This window comes from Aeromicrobium senzhongii (assembly GCF_014334735.1).
In the GTDB taxonomy this organism is placed as follows: Bacteria; Actinomycetota; Actinomycetes; order Propionibacteriales; family Nocardioidaceae; genus Aeromicrobium; species Aeromicrobium senzhongii.
On sequence record NZ_CP060587.1, the window covers coordinates 2,472,339 to 2,497,182 of the forward strand.

Sequence of the window (24,844 nt, forward strand, 5' to 3'; positions counted from 1 at the left end):
CTCAGTCCGCGGGCGGTGACGGCGGGCTCGTGGGGCTGCGGTTGACGTAGTCGCCGAAGGCGAATGCGGCGAGGGCCGCCACCGTTCCGATCACGCCGGTTCGAAAGACCTCCGCATTCATCACCGAGTCGGGAGCCGCGGTCAGCCCGATCCAGTAGAACCCGATCGACATGACGGCCGTGCTGGCGTGGTTCTTCATCAGCGAGTCAACACCTTCCACTTCCGGAGGCTTCAAGAGCACGACGATCCCACGCCCCGCGCGCGTGATCCAGTGCTTCACGGCGCCAGGTGCAGGCGACCCGTGGCCTCGGCCCGAATCGTTGCCGTGTCAGGCAGACCCGGCGGCACCAACGGCAGCGCGAACCGGCGCGACAGTCGGACCTCGACCCGGTCGCCGGCGGTGCTCAGTCGGACGTCGACGTCCGACGGCACGATGCCACGGATGAGGCTCTGCGCGTCGGCGGCGTCGAGGACGGCCGCTTCGTCGATTCCCCCGGTGTACACAGCATCTCGGTCGAGTCCGTCCGCGGCGTGCAACGCCACCCGGTCGGCGAGGTTCATGAGCTCGCGTCGCTCAAGGAACGCGGCCGAGGCGTTGACCACCACCACGACCAGCAGGCCCAGGACGGCGAGGAAGCCCACCGTCAGGACGGTGACGTTGCCCCGCTCGCGTCGCCTCATGGCGCGGCCCGGTACCGGCCGAAGGGTTCGGTGTGGGTCGAGGAAACGTCGAAGGCCGCGACGGGATCGCCGAACAGGTCCGGCGCCAATGGGAGCCGCTGCGAGGAGCGCACATCGACGACCACGGTCGAGCCGGGGACGAAGCAACTCGGCTCGCACCGCGTCGAGACGGAGGCGCCGGACACGTCGTGATCGGCCAGCACCAGGCGGGCAGCCACGCGAGCGCGTGACTCCGCGGCAGCCGCATCCTCGGACTGGATGAAAGCGCGCGCCGCCGCCTCGCTGGCGGCCGCCACGGCATAGGCCGTGCGCTGGGTCTCGAAGACGGCGATGACGACATAGACCAGGGGCACCAACAGGAGCAGTGTCAGCCAGGTGAACTCGACGGTCGCGCTCCCCCGCTCGCGCGTCATGGCTCCTCCTGGCGGACCGCGTGCCCGATCGCGTCGAGGGACACGCCCGGCCCCCACAGCCCGAGCGGCGGCACGTCGCCGTGGATCCGGACCTCGATGACGGCGACGCCGTCGACCTGCGTCTCACGCGCCACGATGTCATCGGCGTAGTGGTCGGCCAGCGTCGTGCGGATGACCTCGCGTGCCCGAGCCTGGGCGTCGGCCGGCCCCGAACCGAGTCCGGCAGCGGCCCGGGCACCGTCGGACGCCGCAGCGACCATCGTGTTTCGCACGTGAAGGACCAGCGCGAGCTGGGCGATGCCGAGGACGAGCGGGATCAGCACCATCAGGACCAGCACGAATTCCGGCACCGCCGCACCGCGCTCGTCCCGGCGCCCCGCGCGACACATCTCAGCCACCGACGGACATCAAAGCCTGGTTGAGCATCGAGGTCAGCCGAGGGCCGGCGATCGCCGTCAGTCCGGCGACGACGCCGGCCGTCATCAGGGTGATCATCACCCACCCGGGCACATCACCGCGTTCTCGCGTTCGCAGTCGAGCGATCCGTGATCTCATGCGATCTCCTTCATGTCAGCCACCCGACGAGAGGTGGAGTCCGGCCAAACCTGGGAAGAATGCGAAGGCGATGGTGATCGGCAGGATCAGGAAGACGACCGGGACCATCATGGCGATCTCGCGCCGACCGCCGGACTCGAGCAGCTCGCGCCGGGCGGCCTCGCGGACGTCGGCGGCCTGCGCGTGAAGCACGTCGATCAAGGGCGTGCCCCGGTCGATGGCGACCGCCAGCGCCTCGGCGAACCGAGCCACGCTCATCACTCCGGTGCGCGCCGCGAGATCGTCGAGGGCGCCCACGACGGTGCCGCCCGCACGCACCTCCGCCAGGACCTGACCGAGCTCACGGGACAACGCGCCGTGGCTGACCCGGGTCACCCGCTCGAGCGAGGAGACCGGACTCTCGCCGGCCGCGACCGACAGCGCGAGCAGGTCGGCCACGGTGGGAAACTCCGCTCGCATGCGCGCCTCGTGATGGCGCACCCGCGCCGAGAGCCACTGGTCGCAGGCCAGACAGCCACCGATGAGGCCTGCTCCACACCACAGCAGCAGCGCGATCGCGGGCGGCTGCGCGATGGACCAGGCCACCATCGACGCGCCCACGGCCACGGCGAGCCCGACCGCGCCCCACATCGCCTGGCGGACGCGGAAGTCCTCGACCGTCTCGTCGCTGCCACAACGCCGCAGCCGCCGAGCGATGGCCGCGTTGCTGCCCAGGGACTCGCCGATCGAGCCCGTCAGGCGCCGCCACGACGGTCCGACGACGTGGTCCAGAAGGCGCCCGGCGCGCGGCTCGGCCACCGACGGACGGACATCGCGCACGTACGGGAGCAGACGATCCGCCAGGCTCGGCCGGCGAGCGCGCCGCCACCCCTGCACCATCAACAACAGGCCACCGGTGAACGCGGCCCCGATCATCGCGCCGATCACGTGAGGATCCTCTGCTCGGTGGGCAGCCGGCCCAGGCGCAGCATCAAGCGGTACGCCACCAGACAGATGAGGGCCCCGGCAATGAGCAGCATGACTCCTGACGGTGTGGCGAACCGGGCGATCACGGCGCGCTGGAGGCTCATCATCAGCAGCACCAGCCAGGGGGCGGCGACCGCGAGCCGCGCGGCCCCGATGGTCCACGACTGGCGCGACTCGAGTTCGCCGCGGGTGCGCAGGTCGTCGCGCAGGAACCCGGACAGGGAGCGCAGCAGCCGACCTAGGTCGCCACCGCCGACCTCGCGAGCGATCCGGAGCGCCTCGACCACGCGATCGCCGATCGGGTCGGCGAGCCGCGCCTTCAGCAGATCCAGACTCTCGGCGAACCGTCCGGTGGAGCCGTAGTCGCGACCGAACTGGATGAAAGGCTGGCGCAACGGCTCGGGCCCGCGCTCACCGAGTTGGATGAGTGCCTCGGGCAATGAGAGACCCGCCCGGACCGCCGACGCGAGATGGTCGACGGCGTCCGGCCACGCCTCCGCATGCTCACGCTGGCGTCGGGCCGCCCGCGAGCGGATGAGGGCGAACGGCGTCCATGCACCGGCGATGCCGGCCAACACCCCGACGACCGCGACCCCGGTGACGCCGGCGGCGACGATGGCCGCCACCACGGCGATGCCGACAGCCGCGAGCACGACCGTCCGCGGGGTGACGTCAGGCATGCCCGCACGCTCGAGCAGTGCTTCGATCCGATGAGGTCCGGCCACGCGCGGCGGCGCAGCCGGCTTCGGTTGCCAGTTGTCGACCACGAGCAGCAGCCCGATGCCGAACACCAAGCCGATCAGCGTTCCCACAGCGACTCCGAATCGATGCCCGCCGCCTCGAACGCCTCGCGCCGCTGCGGGGTTCCCGGTCCACGCACCAGGATTCCGGCGCGGCGCACGAAGATCGGCTCGGCCTCGATGATCCCGTTCTCGGCCCGGCCGGTGGTGGCGACGATCTCGCGGACGGCACGGCGCCCCGACGCGTCGATCGCAGTGTGGACGACGATGTCGACCGCCGTCGCGACCGTCGGCACGACGAATCCCGCGGAGACGTTCTCGCCGGCCAGCAGCGGAAGCGTGCAGAGCTTCACCAGCGCCTGTTTCGCGGAGTTCGCATGGATCGAGGCCATGCCGGGGAGTCCGGAGTTCAGCGCGAGCAGCAGGTCGAGTGCCTCCTCGGCCCGGACCTCACCCACGATGATCCGGTTGGGGCGCATGCGCAGTGCTTCCTTGACCAACATCCGCAACGTGATCTCGCCGGTTCCCTCGAGCCCGGCCTGTCGGGTCTGCATCGCGACCCAGTCGGGGTGGGACGTCTTGAGCTCGAAGACCTCCTCGACCGACACCAGCCGTTGGGTTCCGGGGATCGACCCGGCGAGGCAGTTCAACAGCGTGGTCTTGCCCGCCTGGGTTCCTCCACTGACGACGATGTTGAGCCCGGCCAGGACGCACGACTTCAGGAACGATGCCGCCCGTTCGTCGAGGGTGCCGAGGGTGACCAGGTCGTCGAGACCGGCCGCCCGGGCGACGAACTTGCGAATGTTGACGGCAGTGAACCCACGGGTGATGCCGTCGAGCACGACGTGCAGGCGGTGACCGCCGGGGAGCATCGCGTCGACGAACGGCTGGCTCAGGTCGAGCCGGCGGCCGCTGGACGACAGCATCCGCTCGACCAGCTCGCGCACCTGCTCGGTCGTGAGCATGACCGACGTCAACTCATGGCGGCCGTCGCGGGCGACGAAGACCCGCTCGGGTTGGTTGATCCAGAGCTCCTCGATCTCAGGATCGTCGAGGAACCGCTGCAACGGACCGAATCCCACCAGGTCCGCCACCAACTGACCCACCACATGGTCCGGCTCATCGAGCGCTCGGACAGCCCCTGTCAGGCTGCGCTGCTCGTGCTCGGCCACCGCGTCGCTGGCCGCGCGACGCACCGCATCGACGTCGGTGCGCGGATCGATCCGGCGTTCGCGAACCAACGCGCGGACCCGATCGGCCAAGACCTCCATGTGCTTCCCCCCGAAAGCCGGTGCTGCTTGGCCTGCATCATGGCCAACGGCAAGACACGGTCACAAGGCCCGCACAGCGATCTGTGGATGAAGGGACGAAAGAGGCATACGGCTGTGACCGGCGCCACGAAACCGAGCTGCAACGAGCGAAGGCTGGCTGTCGAGCCAGTCCCACCACTGACGCGTGGACCTCGATGACATGATCATGAAATGTCGGCCCTGAGCACTGGTTCGGAGCACGAGCGGCGGCGCTTCCGCCGCTCCTGCTACACCGCGACGTTCGCGCTGGCGGGGTTCCTCGACATCGCGCTGAGCTGCCGCATCCTCGCTGACCTCGGCTTCCTGCGCTCCGTCATCTGGGGCCTCGTCGGCGCCGCCGTCTACGCGCTGGCATACCTCGCGCTCTCCATCACGTCCCAGTTCCTGGGCGACGACCCCGAGGGTGATGCCGCGGCACGGGTCGATCACGAGGCACCCTCCGAGGACGAGGACGATAACGACGCGCCGGGCCCGTGGTGGTCCGGACTGGGGTGGCACCTGCTGACGTGGGCCATCGTCGCCGTCTCGACGGTGTGGCTCTTCGTGCTGTTCAACGTGAAGTCCATCGTCGTGATCGCAGGCTTCGCGGCGCTGACCCCTCGCCCGTCCACGGCGGAGTTCCTCGCCGTTGTCGTCGTCAGCGGGACGATCCAGCTGGTCGCCATGAACACCATCGTCATCCCGGCCGCCAAGCGCCGCGGGGTGAACCTGTGACCCATCTCGGCACCACGCGGCCTGCGGCCATGTGAGGGCTCACGTCCGGCCTGAGTCTCGCGCGGCTGGGCGGCTGGACGCTCGGGTCGAGCCTGGTCGCCGCGGCGATCGCGGCCGTGGCGGCGTGGTTCATGGCCTCGATGATCCGCAGCTCGCGTCGCGGCGACGGCCCGCTGGATGGGGCGACCTGTGCCGCTCCCGCGCACGACGCACCGTGGTTCGACTCGCCCCGGACGCTCGCGAGGACGGTCGGGATCCGCGGCATGGTCGTGGTCGGGACCTTCGTGTCGATCGCTGTCCTGGCGATCGCGTTGTCGGGGCCAGGCGAGCCCGGCTGGCTCAGTCCTCGTAGCTCAGCCGACTTCGTATCAAAGCTGCCAGAGTCGGGTGGTCGAACACCGCCGCGTAGCTTCCGGCTTAGACTCACCAACCCCGTGCGTCCTTTCGCCGAGGGGGTTCCTATACGACCTTTTGGTGAGCGCATCATCTCGTGGCGGCCGTCGCGCGCGATGAAGACCCGCTCGGGTTGGTTGATACCCACCACATGGTCCGGCTCATCGAGCGCTCGGACATCCCCTGTCAGGCTGCGCTGCTCGTGTTCGGCCACCGCGTCGCTGGCCGCGCGACGCACCGCATCAGCGAGAAACCGCCCATCAGCCTACTTGCAAGGCAAGGGCAATGAAGACGCCCAAAGCGAGCGACAGTACCCAGGGAGCAACCCACGAGATGGGGCGGTCCAAACGTCGCTCGATGACGTGGTGGAGCACGCCGTAACCCGCTGAAGCGACAAGCAGCACGGGCGCTGCATCCCGCAGCGCGGACCATCCAACGTCGGTTGAAGCCGCCAACGAGGCGAACGCGAAGCCCGCCGCACCAACGACTAACCCGACTCCCATGTATCCCCAGGGAAAGGCGTCCGTGACCAGATCAGGATCGCGATGCTTGACCCCGTCGACGGCCGCAGCCACGAGTCCGAGAGCAGCACCAGCGATCCCCAGGCAGACCAATACCGCCGCCACCAAGACGCTCATACCATCACCCAACATGTCGGACACAGTGATGCTGGATGGTGTCGAAGTCAAGAATGAGAGTCGCCGCGGACTTCACAAGACATCTGCGGACAGTCGGACGAAAGAACCACGCCCTCACAGTCCGAGCATGTGCACGATCCCGCGGCCGACCAGGAACAGTCCGCCCGCCGTCAGGATCAGCACCGTCACCAACCGGCCCTTCGCGTCGATGAAATCGGACAGGGCCTGCAGCAGGCGCCGCGTGGGCTGAGGCGCCACCAGCGTCATCGCGAGGGGAAGCCACGCCGGCACCGCGCCCAGAACGGTCACGATGGCGACCACGATCAGGCGTTCGAGAACGTCGATGTGGCTGGCGGCGATCTCCTTGGCCACCGGGACCATGACCGCCAGCGTCGTGAAGTTCGTCGCCATGGAGAACACACCGAAGCCCAGCGCCGCGCTCGGACCGAGCCCGCGATCGTGCGACTTCTTGGGCTTCGGGGTACGTGGCCGCCGGTACCGCAGCACAGCGGCGATGAGCAGGAGCAGAACACCCAGGCCCACGTCGAGGGAGGCGCTCAGCCTCGGCTCCTCGGGAAGCGCGATGGACCTACCGAAAAGGACCAGGGCCGACAGCAGGACCAACAGCGTCCCACCGACACCGAGGGCGTAGCACCCGGCGATGCGGCGTCCGTTGCGCCCGGACAGCAGCACCGTCTGCTCCGTCATCATGACCGGACTGACAGCGCCCACGAGGGACAGCGGGATCACGAGCGCAAGCACACTGAGCATGTGCCTGAAGCGTATCGCCGGATCCGTGTCCGGGCCTGCCGCTGTGGCGCTAGTGCTTGAAGTGCCCGGTCGCGCGGGCGAGGAGGTGCTGGACCTCGCGGCGGTCGGCGACGGCGAGCTTCGCGATGAGCTTGTCGGCGGCCTTGCCGGCGACGGTGGTGACGGTCCTGCCCTGCCAGGAGATCAGGACCTTGCCGTCCTTCGTGACGACGTGACCGAAGACGTCCTCCGCGAAGCGGTTGCGGGCGTCCTCGACCATGAGCGCGGGACTACTTGGTGGTGTCGGCGTCCGGCTTGGTGTCGGTCGCCGCGCCCGGGAGCGGCATGCGGTGCGTGGCCTCGATGTCGTGGTCGGCCTTGGTGGCCTCTTCAGCGGGCGTCGGGGGCACGTAGTGCTTGCTCTTGGTGTTGATCGCGGCCGCGATGAGCGCGATCACGACGGCCAGCACGAGGGTGCCGCCGATGAAGATCGCGACCCACTCCAGCCACGAGAGGGTCTCGCCCTGGTCCCACGTGTCCGGGGCGGTGTCGGCCGAGGCCGGCGTCGCGAAGACGACGACGGCGAGCAGGGCGGCGGTCACGGGGGTGATCACTCGGGCGAGGCTCATGGGCACATCGTATCCATCCGCGTCGGAGCTCGACCGCTCACCCGTAGGGTTGAGTCGTGGATTGGTCAGTGAAGCTCGAGGACGTCGTCGCCTGGTTGTTGGATGTGCCCGGCAAGGCCGTCCTCATCATCGCCATCGCGGTGGTGCTGCGCTGGCTGGCACACCGCTTCATCAACCGGCTGACGGGCCGCGCCGCGAAGGGCGCCGTGCCCGAGATTCTCGCCAATTCCAAGGCCGGCGTGTTCCTGTCCGACCTACGCAACGGCACGGCCGAGCGACGCCGACAGCGCGCCGAGACGATGGGGTCGCTCCTGCGCAGCATCGCCTCCGGCGCCATCTGGAGCATCGCCTTCGTCATGGTGCTGGGGGTGTTCGGCCTGCCGATCGCTCCGCTGCTGACCGGCGCCGGTGTCGCCGGTGTCGCCCTGGGCTTCGGCGCGCAGACCCTCGTCAAGGACTTCCTCTCGGGCATCTTCATGATCCTCGAGGACCAGTACGGCGTCGGTGACGCCGTCGACCTCGGCGAGGCCTCCGGCATGGTCGAGTCCGTCGGCCTGCGCGTCACCAAGCTGCGCGACGTCAACGGCACCGCCTGGTACGTGCGCAACGGCGAGATCCTGCGCGTCGGCAACCAGAGCCAGGAGTGGGCGCGCACCGTGCTCGATGTGACCGTCGCCTACGACTCCGACCTCGACCAGGTCCAGCAGATCCTGCGCGAGGAGGCCCACGCCCTCTACACCGACTCGACCCTGTCCTCGTTCATGATCGAGGAGCCCGAGGTCTGGGGCGTCGAGCGGTTCGACAAGGACGGCGTCGTCGTCCGCACGGTGGCCAAGACCGCTCCCCTGCACCAGGGCGAGGTAGGCCGTGCCCTGCGAAGCCGCGTGCTGCGCCGCTTCGACGCGGCCGGCATCCGCATCCCCTCCACCACTTTTCCGCCCTCGGGAGGCACCGCATGACCGAACCGCAGAACGACACGCAGGCCACGGAGACGTTCTACGAGGCGATCGGCGGACACGCCACCATCGCCCTGATCGTCGAGGTCTTCTACCAAGGCGTGGCGCAGGACGAACTGCTCAAGCCCATGTACCCCGAGGAGGACCTGGGCCCCGCGGCCGAGCGCCTGACGATGTTCCTCGAGCAGTACTGGGGTGGGCCCACCACCTACTCGCAGCGCCGCGGCCACCCGCGCCTGCGCATGCGGCACGCCGACTACGCGGTCACCGAGGAGGCGCGCGACCACTGGCTCAAGCACTTCCGCGACGGCCTGGACGCCGCACAACTGGAGCCCGAGCTGGACGCGCAGTTCTGGGCGTACGCCCAGCACGCCGCCAACTTCATGATCAACGCGAAGGGCTGATCAGCCCATCGCCGCGAGGAGCGACTGCCGCTCCTCCTCGGTGAACTTGCGCGACGACTGCTTCGCCGCCTCGAAGCCCACCAGCACCGCCGAGGACGAGGCGAACGCCTGACCGTCGGCGCCCAATTGGGCCTCGATCACGAAGGATCCGTTGCCCACCCGCGCGACGCGCGTGCGGGTCTCGAGCGCCGGGCACCAGTCGATCGGACGGTGGTACCTCGCCTCGACACTGGCGACCACGAAGTTCCCGGGCGTGAGCCGGCTCAGCACGCCGTCGATGAACGGGACACGCGTCTCCTGGAAGAGCTCGAAGACCTGGGCCTCGCTGACGTGCCCGGAGCCGTCGAGGTCCGTGCGCCGCACCGCGATCGACCCGACCTGGGCGGCCTGGTTCAGCGCCTCGGGGGCGGCATGGGTGCCGAACTCGACCTCGACGGCGGCGAACTCGGTGTCCGTGCCGGCCACCCCGATGGACTGCACGATCTGGTTCTGCTCGACCCGGCTCGTGACCACGACGGGCTGGCGACCCAGCAGCAAGGGCCGCTTGAACTGGATCCGCATCGCACCGATCGGACCCGGCGGAATCTCGCTCATGCCGGCGCGGGCGTTCTCGGCGTAACGCAGGTAGACGACGTTGTTGACGTGGTTCAACGAGTCGAGGTCGGCCCAGCGCATCGGGATTTCGTGTCGGAACTCGGTCACCCGCGCATCCTGCCACGCGCCCTTCCGCCCACCACATGGACACTGTATTGTGCTCGACTGTCGGGCCCATAGAGCCGCCCGACGCGCCCTCAGGCGCCGACGGTGTCGTCGATCTCGACGACCGCGTCGCCCTCCTGGACGATCTGGCCCTCCGAGACGAGGATCCCGGCCACGTGCCCGTGCACGGGCGAGACCACGGGGATCTCCATCTTCATCGTCTCCATGATGACCAGCGGGTCACCGGGTCCGACCTGGTCGCCCTCACGGGCCAGGATCTTCCACACGTTGCCGACGATCTCGGCCTTGGCGTTGATCATCGGTGCTCCAGCAGGCGCATGGCGGCGACCAGCCGGTCGCGGGTCTCCTCGGGGTGGATGACGTCCTCGATGATCCCGGCCTCGGCCGCGGCATAGGGACGCGCGACGTTCTCGCGGTACTCGGCGGCCAGCTCGTCCCGCAGCGCAGCCGGGTCCTCGGCTGCGGCCAGGGCACGCCGGTGCAACAGCCCCACGGCGCCGCCGGGGCCCATCACCGCGATCTCGGCGTTCGACCAGGCCCAGGCGTGGTCCGCGCCCAGCGAGGTCGAGCCCATCGCGATGTACGCGCCGCCGTAGGCCTTGCGCACCACGACGGTCAGGCGCATCGAGCGCTTCGCCTCGACGTAGGCCTTCAGCACCTTCGCGCCGTGCGTGATGATGCCGCGACCCTCTTCGACCGTGCCCGGCAGGAACCCGGGCACGTCGACGAGCGTGACGATCGGGATCCCGAACCGGCCGCAGAACTCGACGAAGCGGGCGATCTTGACCGAGGTCTTCGAGTCGAGGATGCCGCCGCGGACGGCAGGCTGGTTCGCGACGACACCGACCGGGCGGCCGTCGATCCGGCCGAACAGGGTCAGCGCGCTGCCGGCGTGCTCGGGCATGAGCTCGAGGCGGGCGCCGTTGTCGAGCACGCCGTCGACGACGTTCCGCATGTCGAAGACCACGCTGGCCTTCTCGGGCACGACGGTCGGCAGGCCCGCGGCCGAGATCGGGTTGACCGGCACGGCGTCGCCGACCGGCAGCGGCGCTTCGACGTTCGAGGGCAGGTAAGACAGCAGGTGCCGGACCGACTGCAGCGCGTCGAGCTCGGTCTCGACCTCGAGGTGGGCAACACCGCTGATGCGGGTGTGCATCCCGGAGCCGCCGATCTCGTCGGCCGTCGCGTCCTCTCCCGTGGCGGCGCGGACGATGTCCGGGCCGGTCAGGAACATGTGACCGTGGCCCTTGACCATGATCGTCCAGTCGGTCAGCGCCGGCGAGTACGCGGCGGCGCCGGCGCACGGGCCGAGGATCACCGAGATCTGCGGGATGCGGGCCTGGGCCTCGACATTGAGGGCGAAGATCTCGCCACAGCCGTGCAGGGCGTGGATGCCGTCGGGCACCCGCGCTCCCCCGGAGTCGTTGACGTAGACGATGGGGAATCCGCTGTCGATGGCGAACCGCTGGGCGCGGCAGATCGCCGCGGCCATCACGGCGCCGATCGCGCCCGAGGCGATGGCGGCGTCGTGGCAGGCGACGACCACTGGACGACCGTCGACCAGACCCCAGCCCGTGACGACACCGCTACCGGCGCCGGGCTGGGCCGACTTCAGCGGAGCCAGCTCGACGAAGGTGCCCTCGTCCAACAGCAGCTCCGCGCGTTCGCGGGCGGTGTGGACGCGGGCGCCCCGGGGCTCGACGCGGGCGAATCGTTCGCGTCGGCGCTGCTCGAGGCTCGCGCGCGGGGCCGAGCCCGCGTCGGTCGTCTGCGTCGTCAGCCGGTCGTGAGAAACATGAGGCATTCCTCAACTATAAGGCAAACATGAGGAACTCCTCATATTCGCCGTGCGTGTTTCCGATGTGACCTTCCGCACCCGATGGGTCGTGCGCTACGGTGAACTAAGCAAGCGCTTAGACACTTCAAGGAGACCGCACGTGTCCGAATCCCGTACCGCCATCATCACCGGAGCCGCCCGTGGCATCGGCGCCGGCATCGCCAAGCGATTCGCCGCCGACGGCTACAAGGTCGCCGTCCTCGACCTCGACGAGGCCGCCTGCCAGAAGGTCGTCGACGAGATCACCTCCGCCGGTGGCCAGGCCCTCGCGGTCGGCGCCAACGTCGCCGACGCCGCCGCCGTCGAGGCCGCCGTGACGAAGGTCGCCGAGGAGCTGGGCGCGCCCACCGTGCTGGTCAACAACGCCGGTGTCATTCGCGACAACCTGCTGTTCAAGATGACCGAGGACGACTGGGACATGGTCATGAACGTGCACCTCAAGGGCTCGTTCCTGATGACCAAGGCCGTCCAGAAGTACATGACCGAGGCCAAGTACGGCCGCATCGTGAACCTCTCGAGCACGTCGGCACTGGGCAACCGCGGCCAGGCGAACTACTCGGCCGCCAAGGCCGGACTGCAGGGCTTCACCAAGACCCTCGCGATCGAGCTGGGCAAGTACGGCGTCACCGCCAACGCGATCGCGCCGGGCTTCATCCAGACCGACATGACCGCCGCGACGGCCGAGCGCATCGGCGTGCCGTTCGACGACTTCATCGAGTACGCCGCCAAGGAGATCCCGGTGCAGCGCGTCGGGCAGCCCGAGGACATCGCCAACACCGCGGCGTTCCTGTGCGGCGAGGCGGCCGGCTTCGTCTCCGGCCAGATCATCTACGTCGCCGGCGGACCGAAGGACTGACGTGACCTCTTCGGACGAGAGCGTGAAGGGGCTCGACCTCCTCGCGCTGCGGACGTGGCTGGACGCTGAGGTTCCCGGGGAGCTCCCCGGGGACCTCAGCGCCACGCTCATCACCGGCGGCAAGTCGAACCTGACGTACGCCGTCACCAACGGCGAGCGGGACGTGATCGTCCGGCGTCCCCCGCTGGGTCACGTGCTGGCCACCGCGCACGACATGGGCCGCGAGCACAAGGTGATGGCCGCACTGGCCGGGACGGCCGTCCCGGTCCCCCGCATGATCGCCGAGTGCACCGACGACTCCGTCATCGGCGCGTCGTTCTACGTCATGGAGCGCATGCCCGGCACGGCGTTCCAGCGCGCGTCGGACCTCGAGGCTCTCGGGGCCGAGCGCACGCGTGACATCACCGAGCGACTGGTCGACACCCTCGCCGACCTGCACGCGGTCGACTACCAGGCCGTCGGCCTGGCCGACTTCGGTCGTCCCGACGGGTACCTGACGCGTCAGGTCGCCCGCTGGAAGAAGCAGCTCGACTCGTCGCGCTCGCGGGAGATCGAGGGCATCGACGAGCTGGCCGAGCGACTGACCCGCTCGGTCCCGTCGTCCAGCGACGGCACGATCGTCCACGGTGACTACCGCCTGGACAACGTCCTGGTCGACACCGAGGACGGCGACCGCATCACGACCGTCCTGGACTGGGAGATGAGCACGCTCGGCGATCCGTTGACGGACGTCGCCGTGATGCTCGCCTACCAGAACCTCGCACTGGCCGCCGGCCCGTCGAGCGGCCAGGTCACCGACGCACCCCTCGCGGCGGGCTACCTCTCACCCGACGAGGCGGTCGCGCGCTACGCCAAGCGCTCGGGCCGCGACGTCAGTGAGCTGGGCTTCCACCTGGGTCTGGCGTACTTCAAGCTGGCCGTGATCCTCGAGGGCATCTACCTGCGGCACTCGCAGGGCCAGACGGTCGGATCGGGCTTCGACGGCATCGGCGCGATGATCGACCCGCTCGTCCGGGCCGGATTGGACGCTACTTCTGAGTAGCAACGGGTAGGGTGACCCCCGTGACCACCCAGATCCTCGAGCCGCGCAAGCGGCCGACGCAGGAACGCAGCAAGGTCAAGTTCGACCACCTGTTGCAGGTCTCGCGTGATCTCCTGCTGGAGACGGGGTTCGAGTCGTTCACGTGCGAGGAGGTCGCGCATCGCGCCGGCCTCCCGATCGGCACCCTGTACCAGTTCTTCGCGAACAAGTACGTGATCGTGTGCGAGCTGGATCGACAGAACGCCGTGGCGATCCAGTCCGAGCTGGACAAGCTGGCCGGCGAGCTGCCCACGCTGGACTGGCTCGTCCTGCTCGACCGCCTCGTCGACCACATGGCGCAGCTGTGGATCAACGATCCGTCCCGCAGCGCCGTCTGGTACGCCGTGCAGTCCACCCCGGTCACCCGCGCGACCGCCGAGATCACCGAGCGCGAGCTCGCGGCCCGCGTTGCGCACGTCCTGGCGCCCTTGACGCCGGGCACGCCGCGCGACCGCCGCAAGATCATGGCCGAGGTCCTCGTGCACATGTCCTACTCGATGCTGAACTTCTCGGTCCGTGACCTGCAGGAGCACCACGAGGCCATCATCGAGCTCAAGCGGCTGCTCGCCTCCTACCTGCTGGCCGCCGAGGCCGGCGCCACCTGAGCCCTCCCCTCTCGTTCAGAGGGCGGTCAGGACGCGGCGCTCCTCCTCGTCGGTGAGGCCACACGGGCGAGGTTCGGTGCGGGCCTCCTCCCAGGCGAGCACGTCGGCCAGGGTCTCCTCGAGCGGACGGGTCACGAGCCCCTCGGCCCGAGCGCGGCGCGTGTCCATCGTGGCGAAGCCGCGCCAGTCCGCGTCGTCGATCCACAGCGGCAGTGACTGCGGGCCCATCCAGTGGTCGATCCCCAGTTCGCGCAGCCGCTCCACCGGGACGGACCTCGGGCGCGCCGAGGAGCCGGCCACCCGGGCTGCCGCGTCGAGCACCGATCGCAGGTCGGTGGTCGTCCCCGTGGCGTTGAACACGCCCTCCACCTGCCGCTCGGCCAGGCTGACGATCCAGGCAGCCAGGTCGCGGACGTCGATCATCGCGCACGGGAAGTCGAGGTCGTCGGGCACGACGACCTCCGGGCCCACCGGGTGGGCGAATCGCCACGGCCAGTAGCCGGTGCGACCCGACCAGTCCCCGGCGCCGCCGATGAGGCCTGACCGCACCACCGCGGCCGGCCCGGCGGCGCGCACCGCCTCCTCGCACGCGACCTTCGCGGGACCGTAGTCGTCGTCGGAGGCCATCGCGTCGGCGACCAGCGGCGCGAGGGTCGCGGCGTCCTCCGTCTGCTCGAGCGAGGAGAAGTCGGCGTAGGCGTTGCCGCTGGAGACGAGGGTCCAGTGGGCGGCGGTCAGGTCGCGCACGGCACGTCGCACGTGACCGGGTTGGCGCGCGACGTCGATCACGCCTCCCCAGCCGTGACCGGCGAGCGGCGCGAGGCCGTCCTCGTCGTCGCGATCGACCCGCACGAAGTCGACTCCCGGGGGCGGCTCGGCCGAGCCGCGGGCCCCGCAGGTCACCCGGTGTCCGCGCGCCACCGCCGTCAGGGCGATCTCACGACCGAGGAAGGCGGTACCGCCCAGCACGAGGAGCTCCATCGCCCCAGCCAACCCCCGCCACTGCGGCGTGGGAAGGGCTGTTCGCCGACGGCACAATCCCCTCCCCCTCCCGAGATTTGCTCCCCTTTCGACCTCTCAGAGGTCGTGAAAGGTGGAAATGGGAGCAAATCTCGGGTCAGCGGGACAGGGTCACCATCGCGGTGGCGTAGGCGCCGTCGTGGCTGAGGCTCACGTGGATGGCGACGTCCGGCAGGCGCTTGGCGACCTCGCCCAGCAGACGCACCCGCGGGCGACCCCAGGCGTCGCGGATGATCTCGATCGACGCGTGCACGTGCTCGTCCATCACCGGCGGTTCGCCCCACAGCGACTCCGACCAGGCCTTGATGAACGCCTCCTTCGCCGCCCAGCGGGCGGCCAGTGACGCCATCTCGAGCTCGGGGGTGCGACGCCCGGGCCCCGAAGGCGAGCTCCGGGCGTCGCGGCGCTCGGCAGCGGTGAAGGCACTGCCGGCGCGGGTGCCCGGTCGCCGCAACTCCTCGGCGAATCCGGACACGTCCACGAGGTCGATCCCCGTGCCGATCACCGGCACGCGTACACCCCGTCGTCTCCGAGTCGGGCGCTGTCGTCGAGCAGCAGCGCGGCCTCGCGCTCGCGCACGCCCGTCTCACCCAGGCGACGGCCCGCCGGACGCCGGTACAGCGCGTCCCCGCCGTACATCGCGTCGACGAGGCGCATCCGGCCCTCGATCCGGCGACGCTCGGCCGCCTCGAGGTAGCGCTCACGCTCGTCAGCCGGCAGCGACTCCACGAACGCCTGCGGGTGGACCACGGCGATCAGTCCGGCGACGTGACCGAAGCCCAGGCTGGTCAGCAGACCGGCCTTGAGCGGGCCCGTCGCCAGCGGCTCGCGCAGCCAGACCAGGTGCTCGTGCTCGGCCAGGTCGTCCATGACGCAGTCCAGGCTGCGGTTCGGCGGCACCACGCCACCTTCGAGCACCTGGCACAGCCCGATCAGCTGGAACGCGGCGGCGCCGCCCTTCGCGTGACCGGTCAGCGCCTTCTGGCTCATGACGAACAGCGGGTTGCCGTCACTGCGGCCCAGCGCCGCGGCCAGCCGCTCGTGCAGCTCGGACTCGTTGCGCTCGTTGACGCCCGTCGACGTGTCGTGCTTGGACAGCACGCCGATGTCGTCGGCGCCCACTCCCAGTGCCGAGAGCGAGCGGGCCAGCTGCGACTCGCGGCCGCCACGACCCGCCGCCAGGGCACCGAGGCCCGGAGCGGGGATGGACGTGTGGACACCGTCGGCGAACGACGCGGCGTAGGCCACGACACCCAGGACCGGCAGGCCCATCCGCGCGGCCAGGTCGCCGCGCGCCAGCAGGATCGTGCCGCCGCCCTGCGACTCGACGAAGCCGCCGTAGCGCCGGTCGTTGGCCCGGCTGAAGTACCGGTCCTCGATCCCCTTGGCCGCCATGGCCGCGGACTCCGCCGTGGCCGACATGTCACCGAAGCCGACGATCCCCTCGACCGAGAGGTCGTCGAAGCCACCGGCCACGACGAACTCGGCCTTGTGGAGGCGGATCTTGTCCACGCCCTCCTCGACCGACACGGCCGTGGTGGCGCACGCCGCGACGGGGTGGACCATCGCGCCGTAGCTGCCGACGTAGGACTGCACGACGTGCGCGGCGATGACGTTGGGCAGCGCCTCCTGCAGGATGTCGTTCGGCTTGGCCTCGCCCAGCAGGGTGTCGATGTACAGCGAGTGCATCGACGACATGCCGCCCATGCCGGTGCCCTGCGTGTTGGCCACGAGGGTCGGGTGGGTCCAGCGCATCAGCTCGGCCGGGGTGAAGCCCGACGACAGGAACGCATCCACCGTGCAGACCAGGTTCCACAGCGCCACGCGGTCGACGGCCTCGACCATCTCGGCCGGGATGCCCCAGACCGTCGGGTCGAAGCCCGTCGGGATCTGGCCGCCGACCGTGCGGGTCAGCTTCATCCGGCGCGGCACGCGGACCTGCGTGCCCGCCTTGCGGGTCACCGTCCACTCGCCCTCGGCGTCCTGCGCGATCACGGTGTGCTGCGGATCGGCGTCACGCATGGCCTGGGCCTCGGCCTCCCCGGAGACCGTGAACGTCAGGTCCTGGTCGAGGTAGACCGACGCCAGCAGCGGAGCGCTGTTGTCGACCATCTCGCCGTCGTCGGCGTAGCGGCGCACGCCGATCCGCTCACGGACGGCGTCCTCGTAGCGATCCGCGATCTCGTGCTCCTCGACGACCTCGCCGGAGGCGGTGTCGAACCAGCCGCGGTTCGTGGCGTCCCAGCTGAGCAGGCCCGTGGACCACGCCAGCTCGAGGACGCCGGCGGCCGAGAGACGGTCCTCGACCTCCATCTCGAAGCGCGTGCGCGCCGAGCCGTACGGGCCCAGCTCGCCGGCACCGACGATGACCACGAGGTCCTCCGGACGGGCCGTGACCTCGGCCCAGTCGGGTGTCTGGACGCGGTCCAGGCGCGACGGCGGCGCGGGCAGCGCCGGGATGGTCGCGGTGTCGGAGGAGACGTCGGTTCCCTGCTCGCCGCGCTCACGCGCCGCCTCCTCGGCCAGCGCCCGCAGGTCCAGGTCGGCGTCGCCGAGGCCTCCGGTGAGGTCGAGCGTCAGCGGTCCCTCGGTCGCCTGACGGCGAGCCTGCGGGGTGCACGCCTCGAGCAGCGCGACGGCCATCTCGTCGGGCGACCAGGTGCGCACGCCGGCGGCCTCGACGGCCTCGACCAGCGGATCGTTGCCGCCCATGAGGCCCGTGCCGCGGACCCAGCCGATGATGGCGTGGGCCAGCGTGACCTTGTCGGCCCAGCGCTTCTCCGAGCCCCACTTGGTGACCAGCGCGTCGAGTGCGGCCTTCGCCTCACCGTAGGCGCCGTCACCGCCGAACATCCCGCGGTTGGGCGAGCCCGGCAGCAGCACGTGCAGACGGGCGTCGAGGTCGCGGTCGGTGACCGACGACGACAGGGCGCCGACCAGCCGCTCGACCGACCACAGCAGGATGCGCATCTCGAGCTCGGCCCGCGGACCGGCCTCGGTCGCATCACCCATGACCCGGCCGGCCGCGAACGGCACGAGCAGGGTCGGGGTCAGTGCCGGCTTCGAGACCGTGGTGACACCGGCGGCGGTGCGGGACTGCTCGGTCCCGATCCACTCCACCAAGGCGTCGACGTCCGCGAAGGAGGCCAGGTTGGCCGGGACGACCCACAGGACCGCCCCGGCGCGGGCGTTGCGGCGGTAGAGGTCCTTGAAGAACGCCAGCTTCCGCGGCGCCAGCGAGGATGTGGTGGCCACGACCGTGGCACCGCCCGCGAGCAGCTCGCCCACGACGGAGCCGGCGATCGAACCGTCGGCCGCACCGGTCACGACGGCGACCTCTCCGGCGAAGAGACCGGGGGTCGTGTCGCGCGCCTCGGCCGCGATGCGGGCGAACCGCTCGTCACCGGTTCGCGCGAGCCAGTGCTCGGCCTGCTTCGCGACGACCTCGCCGGTCCCCACGAAGGAGCCGTCGACCTGGTCGCCGTGGGCCAGTCGCGCGAGGTCCTCGCGCGCCGAGGCCCAACGGTCGTCCAGGACGACCGCGTGCTCCGCGTCGAACACCCCGGCCGTCGCCTTGATCCAGTCCGAGCCGAGCTCGGCCTCGACGCGCTCGACGACCGTGGCCGCCTGCTCGTCGGGCTCGACCGTCTCGGGCACGTCGACGAGGTCGAGGTGCTCGAGGACGAGTCGCGCCGCCGAGGCCAGCACGCCGTCGCGGCCCGTGATGGCCGCCGAGAACTCGCCCAACGCCTCCGCGTCGATCGTGGCTCCCTCGCCACCACCGGCCGACGGCATCTGAACACTCACTCCGTGGCGGGCAGCCACGGACTGCACCGCCGCGTCGATCGCGGCATCGACGTCGCCGGCCGAGGCGATGGACGCCTCACCGAACGCGCCGCCGCGGACGCTCTGACCCTCACGGGTCACCATCGCCAGCTCTGCCAGGACGTGCGACGCCCAGCCCGAGCCCAGCTGCCACGCACCCGTGACCCGGTCGGCGACCGACGACTGCTTGCGGCCGGTCGGGCCGAGCACCTTCTTGAGGTGGTCCGAGAACGCCTCACCCAGGACAGGGCCGAACGGCTTGTACGTGCGCGCCAGGGCGTCGACCTGACCACCGAGCGTCACCAGGTCGGCCTCGGCCGCCCCGTCGATCGCGCCCAGCGAGAGCTCGCCACCCAGATCGATCAGCAGCTGGTTGCGCCGACTCGACGCACCGTCGGTGAGCGACTCGATCGAGTCGGCCGCACCGAGCTGGTCCAGGCGCAGCTTCGTCCACCAGGCGACCAGGACGCGCGTGGCGTCCGCCGCGGTGAACGGCAGGTCGGCGGCGGTCTGCGTGGCGGGACCGCCGGCCGGAGCGGCCACGGGGGCGGCGGCCGGTTGCGGCGCGCCGTCCTCGACGGTCGTCTCGGGGGCCTCGTCCTCGACCGGGGCCGGGTCCTCGTCCGTGCCGTAGACGGCGGCGGCGTCACGCTCGACGTTGAGCACCTCGACGCTCGGGTAGCCGGGCAGCTTCAGCGTGCCGGCCGCCAGGTTCGCGACGGTGGGCGCCGAGCCGACACCGACCTCGACGAAGCGCTCGACACCCAGTCCACCGTCCTCGACGGGGGTGAACATGAGGTCCTGGGTCTCGATCCAGCGCACCGGGCTGGCGAACTGCCAGGCCAGCAGCTCGATGAGCAGGTCGCGGCACAGCACACCCGGGTCCTCCGAGCGGCGGACGGTGGTGCCGACGTACTCCTCGACCTCGCGGATGAAGTCCTCGTCGAGGCTGAAGGGCCGCGGCACGAGGTTCGGGACGTAGCGGCCCTCGAGGATCGACGGGTCGATCGCGGGCGGCAGCAGCTCCTGCAGCTTGTGCCGGAAGTCCGGCACGCCGCCGTGCAGCACGCGGCTGTGGAACGGCACGTCGATGCCCGGCACCAGGATGAAGGCCGCCTTGCCGCCGAACCGCTCACGGCGCGCGGCGACGTCCTTCTCGAGGACCTCGAGCCCGCGGACCGTGCCGGCGATCGCGTACTGCGAGCCGCGCAGGTTGTAGTTGACGATCTGCAGGAACTCGCCGGCCGCCTCGCCGAGGCCCTCGACGTAGTCCTTCACCTCGTCGTCGGCCAGGCCGATCTGCGAGGGCCGGATGGCCGCGAGGCGGTAGTCGCTGCGGCCCTTCTCGTCGCGGGGCACGAGCGTGTGCATGACCGAGCCGCGCTGGAACACGACCTCGACGACGGCCTCGAGGCTGATGACGCCCGAGACCGCGGCGAGCGCGTTGTACTCGCCCACGGAGTGACCGGCCAGGATCGCGCCGTCGACGAACGCGCCACCCTCGCGCAGCTCGGCCATCTGGGCGGCACCGAGGACCGCCATCGCGACCTGCGTGAACTGGGTCAGGTACAGCACGCCCTCCGGGTGGTGGTGCGTGACGCCGCGGACGGTCAGCTCGGTCGGGTTGTCGCGCACGACGGTCAGGATCGAGAAGCCGAGCGCCTGACGAGTGTGGCGGTCGGCGCGGTCCCACACCTCGCGGGCGGCGGGGCAGCGCTGGTAGCCGGCCATGCCCATCCCCGGGCTCTGGATGCCCTGGCCGGGGAACGCGTAGGCGGTCCGGGGCGCGTCGGTCAGGGCCGACGCGGCCATGACGATCTCGCCGTCGGCGCGGACCGTGACGTCGAGGACCTCGCGACCCTGCGTGAGTCCCACGCGGTCGGCACGGATCTCGACCTCGGCACCCGGACGGACCGGGGCCATGAAGCGGGTCGTCCAGCCGGCGATGCGACGTCCGGTCTCGGAGGTCACGGCGTGCTGGGCCGCGGCGGACGTCCACATGCCGTGGACGATGGGCCCGCCGAGGCCGGCCAGCCGCGCGGCGGCCGTGCTGGTGTGGATCGGGTTGTGGTCGCCGGTGACCGCGGCGAACGGTCGCAGGTCCGTCGGCGCCGAGACCGTGGTGCGGACGCGCGAGCGGCGCGGCGTGTCCTTGACCTCGACGTCCGCCAGGACTCCCCCGGCGCGCGCCGGGTCGGCCAGCGGGGCGCTGCCCGCACGGCCGCGGATCGCGAAGCGCTCGCGCATCGTGGCGACGTCGCCGACGGTGACGTCCACGGTGACGACGCGGCCGTAGGCGGACTCCTCGACCGAGGTCAGCCGGGCGCTGATCCGGAGCGTCGTGCTGTCGGCCGGCAGCCGGCCGGCGGTGATGGCGTGGTCGAGGTGGACCAGGTCGAGCATCCCCTCGACGACGGGCAGGCCCTCGGCCGTGCGCGCCTCGCCGATCACGGCGAAGACCGCGGGCCAGGCCAGGCCGACCAGCACGTCAGGGACGCGATGGCGGCCGAGCACGAGCGGGCCGGCGCTGACCGCGGCGTGGTCCGCGGCGAGGTCCGGGTCCCAGGGCGCGTCGAGTCGCGCGACGCCGTCGCGGACCTCGGGCAGCTCGCCGGCGACGGCGCCGCGCACGATCTGCGACATGGCGGCGACGGCCCCCTCGGTCGAGACGACGGGCGCGTGGCCCTTCGCCGTCGTCGCGGGGAGGTCGAGGCGCAGGGTCAGCTCGCGGGCGCCGCCCAGCGGCACGACGAGGTCGACGGACGACTCCCCCGCCACGGCGAGACGCGCACCCGTGACCGCCTGCTCCGCGGTGGTCGCGGAGGTCAGCACCCAGTCGGCGCCGAGGCGGTGGACCGGGTTGCGGACCGTGCGGCCGGCCCAGCTCACGTCGGGCGCGGCGAGCAGGAGCGCGAGCGCGCCGGCGAGGGCGGACTCGTCCTCACGACGCCGGCCGGGCACACGCTGCGGCGCGCGACCCGAGGCGAGCAGGGCGTCGATGGCGGCGTCCTCGAAACGCTGCAGCAGATCGGCCACGGGCTCGTCGACACGCGTGATGCCCGCGACGCTGGCGGTGCCGGGGATGATGCAGACCTCGTCGGCGGAGTACCGCGGGTCGTGCGCCTGCCACAGCGAGTCGGAGCGCCACCAGCGGCGCACGTCGGCGTCCACGACGGGCACGAAGTTGACCGGCTTGCCGGCGCGACGGCAGACCTCGACGAAGAACGCCTCGTCGGCCGGGTGCAGGGTCACGGTGGCGGCGTCGGGGTGCGCGGCCAGCAGTCGCTCTATCGCGGCGAGGCCGTCCTCGACCTCGGCAGCGGTCGGGAACAGGGTCGCGACGTCGCCGCGATCCTGCTCCGCGAGGCGGGCCTCGGCCCGCTGGAGCAGGGCGTGGAAGCGGTCCCTCAGGGAGACGTCGAGCCACTCGGGCGAGCCGTCGACGGCGGTGCCGGAGAGCTCGACGAAGCGACGCAGCCACTGCGCGTAGGTCATGGTCGCGACGTCACCGAAGTACGGCTTCGCGGTGCGGTCGAGCGCCTCGATGATCTCGTCGCGGCGCGCGGCCACGGCCTCGGCGTCGCCGGCCACCTCGTCGAGCAGGCGGCCCGTGCGCGAGGCGGTGTTGTCGATCTCGTGGATGTCCGCACCGAGTTGGCTGCGGCCCGAGGCCATGCCGTTCTTCGCGGTGCCCGCGCCGACCCACGCACCCGTGCCCCGGGTCTCGACGAGCAGCTGCTTGACCTCGGGAGCCGTCGTGGCCTCGAGCGTCGCCATCGCCGCCGTGCCGACGAGGATGCCGTCGACGGGCATGTCGGGGAAGCCGTGCCGGTGGGCCCACGTACCGGTCAGCCATGCCGCGGCGCCGTCGGCGGTGCCGATGCCACCGCCGACGCACAGCACGACGTTCGACTGGGCACGCAGCTCGCCGTAGGTCGCCAGGACGAGGTCGTCGAGGTCCTCCCACGAGTGGTGTCCCCCGGCGCGCCCACCCTCGACCTGCACGATGACGGTGCGGTCGACCTGCTTGGCGATCGCCAGGACCTGGCGGATCTGGCGCACGGTGCCCGGCTTGAAGACGACGTGCTCGATGCCGGCCTCGGTCAGCTCGTCGACCAGGGCCACGGCCTCCTCCAGCTCGGGGATGCCGGCGGTGACGATGACGGCGTCGATCGGTGCGCCGGCCGCGCGGGCACGCTGGACGAGCCGGTTCTGACCCAGCTGGAGTCGCCACAGGTACGGGTCGAGGAAGAGGGAGTTGAACTGGAAGGTCGCGCCCTCGTCGAGCAGCGTGCCGAGCTCGGCCAGGCGGGCCTCGAAGATCTCCTCGGTGACCTGTCCCCCGCCGGCCAGCTCGGCCCAGAAGCCGGCGTTGGCGGCCGCGGCGACGATCGGGGCGTCGACGGTGGTCGGCGTCATCCCCGCGAGCAGGATCGGGGATTTGCCCGTGGCCCGCGTGAAGGCGGTCTCGACGACCGTCGACCCGTCCGGCAGGGTCGCCAGGCGCGGCGCGTGGGCCGACCATGCCACCGGGAGCACCGGACGCGCGCCGCTGATGGTCAGCTCGCGATGGCCGCGGCGGGTGGTCGCGGCGACCAGGCCGACACCACGGGAGCGGACCTCGGCCGCCGAGAGGCGCGAGGCGAGGTCGGCCGGGCCGAGGTCGATGATCCAGGTGGCACCGGCGTCGAGCGCGGTCGTGATCTCCTGCACCCAGTCGACGGGATCGATGATGGCCCGCTCGGTGATCCGGCGCGCGTGCTCGGGGTCGATGCCGATCCGCGCGGCCCACTCGGCCACGAGATCGGCCGCGGCGGCGAGGTCGGGGTGATGGAACGCCAGGACGGAATCGACCGGCTCGAGGACCGGGCTGAACGGGGCACCGCCGGTGACCTTCCGCTCGCGGAGGTCCGCCTCGTGCGCGGCGACCTCCTCGAGTCGCGCGGTGGCGGCCTCGAGGGCCGACTCCGGGCCCGAGAGGACGACCGCGCGGCGGCCGTTGCGGATGCGGCAGACCGCGCCGGTCCCCTCGACGATCGTGCCGACCCGCTCGGGGACGACTCCCGAGACGGCCAGCATCGTCCGGCCCAGCAGACCACGGCGACGGCCGACCAGCTGTGCGGCGGCACCGATGAGACGGGCCAGCGCCAGCACCTCGACCTCGGGGACGCCCGCCAGCACCTCGGCGGCCAGGACGCCCTGCGAGTGTCCGGCGACGGCGACCGGCGGGTGCGCGACGATGTCGAGGCCCTGCCGCGACAGCGCACGCAGGCCGGCGAGCTGCGCCAGCGTGATCCCCGGGACCGATGCCGCGGGGGCGGTGAGCTCGATGCCGGCCGGCAGGCCGGGTGCGTCGTCGTCCTCGGCGGACTCGCCGACGGCCAGCACGTCGACCCACGCGACCGGATCGAAGGCGACACCACCACGGGCCACCTCGGCCGCGACGGGCGCGATCAGCGCGTCGCTGCGGCGCACCAGGTCGGCGACCTCGGCCTCCAGCGCGAAGTCGCGCACCACGTCTGCCAAGGGCTGCAGCCAGTCACCGCCCTGTCCACCGAAGGCCAGGGCCCAGGCGGTGCCCGCGCGCAGGTCGTCGAGGAGGCTGTCCGTTCGGCGATCGGTCGGGGCCGGGGTGCGGAACACGGAGGTGTCGAGCGTCGTCATGCCATCCATCCTCACATGAACATGAGGATTTCCTCATCTTTAATCCGAGGGTTTCCTCATGTTCTATGTCACACGGCATGGTGCGAT

23 protein-coding genes are annotated in these 24,844 nt (G+C 71.1%); 6 read left to right on the forward strand and 17 right to left on the reverse strand.

Annotation, left to right across the window (positions count from 1 at the left end):
* Position 1: 1 nt before the first annotated feature.
* The 7 genes from H9L21_RS12235 to H9L21_RS12265 form a co-directional block, all read right to left on the reverse strand.
* Positions 2–280 carry a hypothetical protein gene (locus H9L21_RS12235; protein WP_154596662.1) on the reverse strand — a complete coding sequence of 93 codons (279 nt, stop codon included), beginning with the start codon at positions 278–280 and terminating at the stop codon, positions 2–4.
* Positions 277–681, reverse strand: a complete 405-nt coding sequence (locus tag H9L21_RS12240) for a pilus assembly protein TadG-related protein (protein WP_154596661.1) — start codon at positions 679–681, stop codon at positions 277–279. Before H9L21_RS12240 ends, H9L21_RS12235 begins: the two co-directional genes overlap by 4 nt.
* Positions 678–1,094, reverse strand: coding sequence for a hypothetical protein (locus tag H9L21_RS12245; RefSeq protein WP_154596660.1), 417 nt, complete (start codon positions 1,092–1,094; stop codon positions 678–680). The genes H9L21_RS12240 and H9L21_RS12245 overlap by 4 nt, the downstream gene beginning before the upstream one ends.
* Positions 1,091–1,483, reverse strand: a complete 393-nt coding sequence (locus H9L21_RS12250; protein ID WP_154597118.1) for a TadE/TadG family type IV pilus assembly protein — start codon at positions 1,481–1,483, stop codon at positions 1,091–1,093. The genes H9L21_RS12245 and H9L21_RS12250 overlap by 4 nt, the downstream gene beginning before the upstream one ends.
* 181 nt (positions 1,484–1,664) lie before the next feature.
* Complete coding sequence (locus H9L21_RS12255) at positions 1,665–2,576, reverse strand: type II secretion system F family protein (RefSeq protein ID WP_255467047.1); 912 nt, start codon at positions 2,574–2,576, stop codon at positions 1,665–1,667.
* Positions 2,573–3,427 carry a type II secretion system F family protein gene (locus H9L21_RS12260; RefSeq protein ID WP_187411515.1) on the reverse strand — a complete coding sequence of 285 codons (855 nt, stop codon included), beginning with the start codon at positions 3,425–3,427 and terminating at the stop codon, positions 2,573–2,575. Before H9L21_RS12260 ends, H9L21_RS12255 begins: the two co-directional genes overlap by 4 nt.
* Positions 3,415–4,626, reverse strand: a complete 1,212-nt coding sequence (locus H9L21_RS12265) for a TadA family conjugal transfer-associated ATPase (protein ID WP_154596659.1) — start codon at positions 4,624–4,626, stop codon at positions 3,415–3,417. Before H9L21_RS12265 ends, H9L21_RS12260 begins: the two co-directional genes overlap by 13 nt.
* Positions 4,627–4,836: 210 nt before the next feature.
* On the opposite strand from H9L21_RS12265, the gene H9L21_RS12270 reads away from it, so the two are divergent.
* On the forward strand, positions 4,837–5,379 hold the full coding sequence (locus tag H9L21_RS12270) for a hypothetical protein (protein ID WP_154596658.1): 543 nt from the start codon (positions 4,837–4,839) through the stop codon (positions 5,377–5,379).
* 653 nt (positions 5,380–6,032) lie between these two features.
* Here H9L21_RS12270 and H9L21_RS12275 read toward each other — a convergent pair.
* The 4 genes from H9L21_RS12275 to H9L21_RS12290 all read right to left on the reverse strand — a co-directional run bounded on the left by H9L21_RS12275 (position 6,033) and on the right by H9L21_RS12290 (position 7,789).
* Positions 6,033–6,410, reverse strand: a complete 378-nt coding sequence (locus H9L21_RS12275; protein WP_154596657.1) for a hypothetical protein — start codon at positions 6,408–6,410, stop codon at positions 6,033–6,035.
* A 114-nt stretch (positions 6,411–6,524) separates the two neighbouring features.
* Positions 6,525–7,181, reverse strand: a complete 657-nt coding sequence (locus H9L21_RS12280) for a GAP family protein (RefSeq protein WP_154596656.1) — start codon at positions 7,179–7,181, stop codon at positions 6,525–6,527.
* Positions 7,182–7,230: 49 nt separating this feature from the next.
* Positions 7,231–7,440, reverse strand: coding sequence for a hypothetical protein (locus H9L21_RS12285; protein ID WP_154596655.1), 210 nt, complete (start codon positions 7,438–7,440; stop codon positions 7,231–7,233).
* A gap of 10 nt (positions 7,441–7,450) precedes the next feature.
* On the reverse strand, positions 7,451–7,789 hold the full coding sequence (locus H9L21_RS12290) for a hypothetical protein (RefSeq protein ID WP_154596654.1): 339 nt from the start codon (positions 7,787–7,789) through the stop codon (positions 7,451–7,453).
* Positions 7,790–7,845: 56 nt separating this feature from the next.
* Between H9L21_RS12290 and H9L21_RS12295 the strand changes: the two genes are divergently transcribed.
* Both H9L21_RS12295 and H9L21_RS12300 read left to right on the forward strand, forming a co-directional pair.
* Positions 7,846–8,748, forward strand: a complete 903-nt coding sequence (locus tag H9L21_RS12295; RefSeq protein WP_187411516.1) for a mechanosensitive ion channel family protein — start codon at positions 7,846–7,848, stop codon at positions 8,746–8,748.
* Positions 8,745–9,149, forward strand: coding sequence for a globin (locus H9L21_RS12300; RefSeq protein ID WP_154596653.1), 405 nt, complete (start codon positions 8,745–8,747; stop codon positions 9,147–9,149). The genes H9L21_RS12295 and H9L21_RS12300 overlap by 4 nt, the downstream gene beginning before the upstream one ends.
* Here the strand turns inward: H9L21_RS12300 and H9L21_RS12305 are convergent, their stop codons facing one another.
* The 3 genes from H9L21_RS12305 to H9L21_RS12315 all read right to left on the reverse strand — a co-directional run bounded on the left by H9L21_RS12305 (position 9,150) and on the right by H9L21_RS12315 (position 11,673).
* Entirely contained in the window at positions 9,150–9,851 is a 702-nt protein-coding gene (locus H9L21_RS12305; protein WP_154596652.1) for an acyl-CoA thioesterase, read from the reverse strand.
* 89 nt (positions 9,852–9,940) lie between these two features.
* The gene (locus H9L21_RS12310; RefSeq protein ID WP_154596651.1) at positions 9,941–10,168 is read right to left on the reverse strand and encodes a biotin/lipoyl-binding carrier protein; all 228 of its coding nucleotides are present in this window, start codon (positions 10,166–10,168) and stop codon (positions 9,941–9,943) included.
* A complete protein-coding gene (locus H9L21_RS12315; RefSeq protein ID WP_154596650.1) occupies positions 10,165–11,673 on the reverse strand; it encodes an acyl-CoA carboxylase subunit beta in 1,509 nt (502 codons plus the stop codon). Before H9L21_RS12315 ends, H9L21_RS12310 begins: the two co-directional genes overlap by 4 nt.
* A gap of 133 nt (positions 11,674–11,806) precedes the next feature.
* On the opposite strand from H9L21_RS12315, the gene fabG reads away from it, so the two are divergent.
* The 3 genes from fabG to H9L21_RS12330 are packed head-to-tail and all read left to right on the forward strand — an operon-like array spanning position 11,807 to position 14,248.
* Positions 11,807–12,562, forward strand: coding sequence for a 3-oxoacyl-ACP reductase FabG (fabG, locus tag H9L21_RS12320; RefSeq protein WP_187411517.1), 756 nt, complete (start codon positions 11,807–11,809; stop codon positions 12,560–12,562).
* 1 nt (position 12,563) lies between these two features.
* The gene (locus tag H9L21_RS12325; protein WP_187411518.1) at positions 12,564–13,604 is read left to right on the forward strand and encodes a phosphotransferase family protein; all 1,041 of its coding nucleotides are present in this window, start codon (positions 12,564–12,566) and stop codon (positions 13,602–13,604) included.
* Positions 13,605–13,624: 20 nt separating this feature from the next.
* Positions 13,625–14,248 carry a TetR/AcrR family transcriptional regulator gene (locus H9L21_RS12330; protein ID WP_255467048.1) on the forward strand — a complete coding sequence of 208 codons (624 nt, stop codon included), beginning with the start codon at positions 13,625–13,627 and terminating at the stop codon, positions 14,246–14,248.
* 15 nt (positions 14,249–14,263) lie between these two features.
* Here the strand turns inward: H9L21_RS12330 and H9L21_RS12335 are convergent, their stop codons facing one another.
* The 3 genes from H9L21_RS12335 to H9L21_RS12345 all read right to left on the reverse strand — a co-directional run bounded on the left by H9L21_RS12335 (position 14,264) and on the right by H9L21_RS12345 (position 24,757).
* Positions 14,264–15,229: an NAD-dependent epimerase/dehydratase family protein gene (locus tag H9L21_RS12335; protein WP_154596649.1), complete on the reverse strand. Its 966-nt coding sequence runs from the start codon at positions 15,227–15,229 to the stop codon at positions 14,264–14,266.
* A gap of 136 nt (positions 15,230–15,365) precedes the next feature.
* Positions 15,366–15,779, reverse strand: a complete 414-nt coding sequence (gene acpS, locus H9L21_RS12340; protein WP_187411520.1) for a holo-ACP synthase AcpS — start codon at positions 15,777–15,779, stop codon at positions 15,366–15,368.
* Entirely contained in the window at positions 15,770–24,757 is an 8,988-nt protein-coding gene (locus H9L21_RS12345) for a type I polyketide synthase (RefSeq protein WP_187411521.1), read from the reverse strand. Before H9L21_RS12345 ends, acpS begins: the two co-directional genes overlap by 10 nt.
* Between the last annotated feature and the right edge of the window lie 87 nt (positions 24,758–24,844).

What these genes read in the sequence shown, in the direction of transcription:
- H9L21_RS12240 (WP_154596661.1), bottom strand. Translation starts at nt 681, where the DNA reads ATGAGGCGACGCGAGCGGGGCAACGTCACCGTCCTGACGGTGGGCTTC.
- H9L21_RS12245 (WP_154596660.1), bottom strand. Translation starts at nt 1,094, where the DNA reads ATGACGCGCGAGCGGGGGAGCGCGACCGTCGAGTTCACCTGGCTGACA.
- H9L21_RS12250 (WP_154597118.1), bottom strand. Translation starts at nt 1,483, where the DNA reads ATGTGTCGCGCGGGGCGCCGGGACGAGCGCGGTGCGGCGGTGCCGGAA.
- H9L21_RS12265 (WP_154596659.1), bottom strand. Translation starts at nt 4,626, where the DNA reads ATGGAGGTCTTGGCCGATCGGGTCCGCGCGTTGGTTCGCGAACGCCGG.
- H9L21_RS12270 (WP_154596658.1), top strand. Translation starts at nt 4,837, where the DNA reads ATGTCGGCCCTGAGCACTGGTTCGGAGCACGAGCGGCGGCGCTTCCGC.
- H9L21_RS12275 (WP_154596657.1), bottom strand. Translation starts at nt 6,410, where the DNA reads ATGAGCGTCTTGGTGGCGGCGGTATTGGTCTGCCTGGGGATCGCTGGT.
- H9L21_RS12280 (WP_154596656.1), bottom strand. Translation starts at nt 7,181, where the DNA reads ATGCTCAGTGTGCTTGCGCTCGTGATCCCGCTGTCCCTCGTGGGCGCT.
- H9L21_RS12285 (WP_154596655.1), bottom strand. Translation starts at nt 7,440, where the DNA reads ATGGTCGAGGACGCCCGCAACCGCTTCGCGGAGGACGTCTTCGGTCAC.
- H9L21_RS12290 (WP_154596654.1), bottom strand. Translation starts at nt 7,789, where the DNA reads ATGAGCCTCGCCCGAGTGATCACCCCCGTGACCGCCGCCCTGCTCGCC.
- H9L21_RS12300 (WP_154596653.1), top strand. Translation starts at nt 8,745, where the DNA reads ATGACCGAACCGCAGAACGACACGCAGGCCACGGAGACGTTCTACGAG.
- H9L21_RS12310 (WP_154596651.1), bottom strand. Translation starts at nt 10,168, where the DNA reads ATGATCAACGCCAAGGCCGAGATCGTCGGCAACGTGTGGAAGATCCTG.
- H9L21_RS12315 (WP_154596650.1), bottom strand. Translation starts at nt 11,673, where the DNA reads ATGCCTCATGTTTCTCACGACCGGCTGACGACGCAGACGACCGACGCG.
- H9L21_RS12335 (WP_154596649.1), bottom strand. Translation starts at nt 15,229, where the DNA reads ATGGAGCTCCTCGTGCTGGGCGGTACCGCCTTCCTCGGTCGTGAGATC.
- H9L21_RS12345 (WP_187411521.1), bottom strand. Translation starts at nt 24,757, where the DNA reads ATGACGACGCTCGACACCTCCGTGTTCCGCACCCCGGCCCCGACCGAT.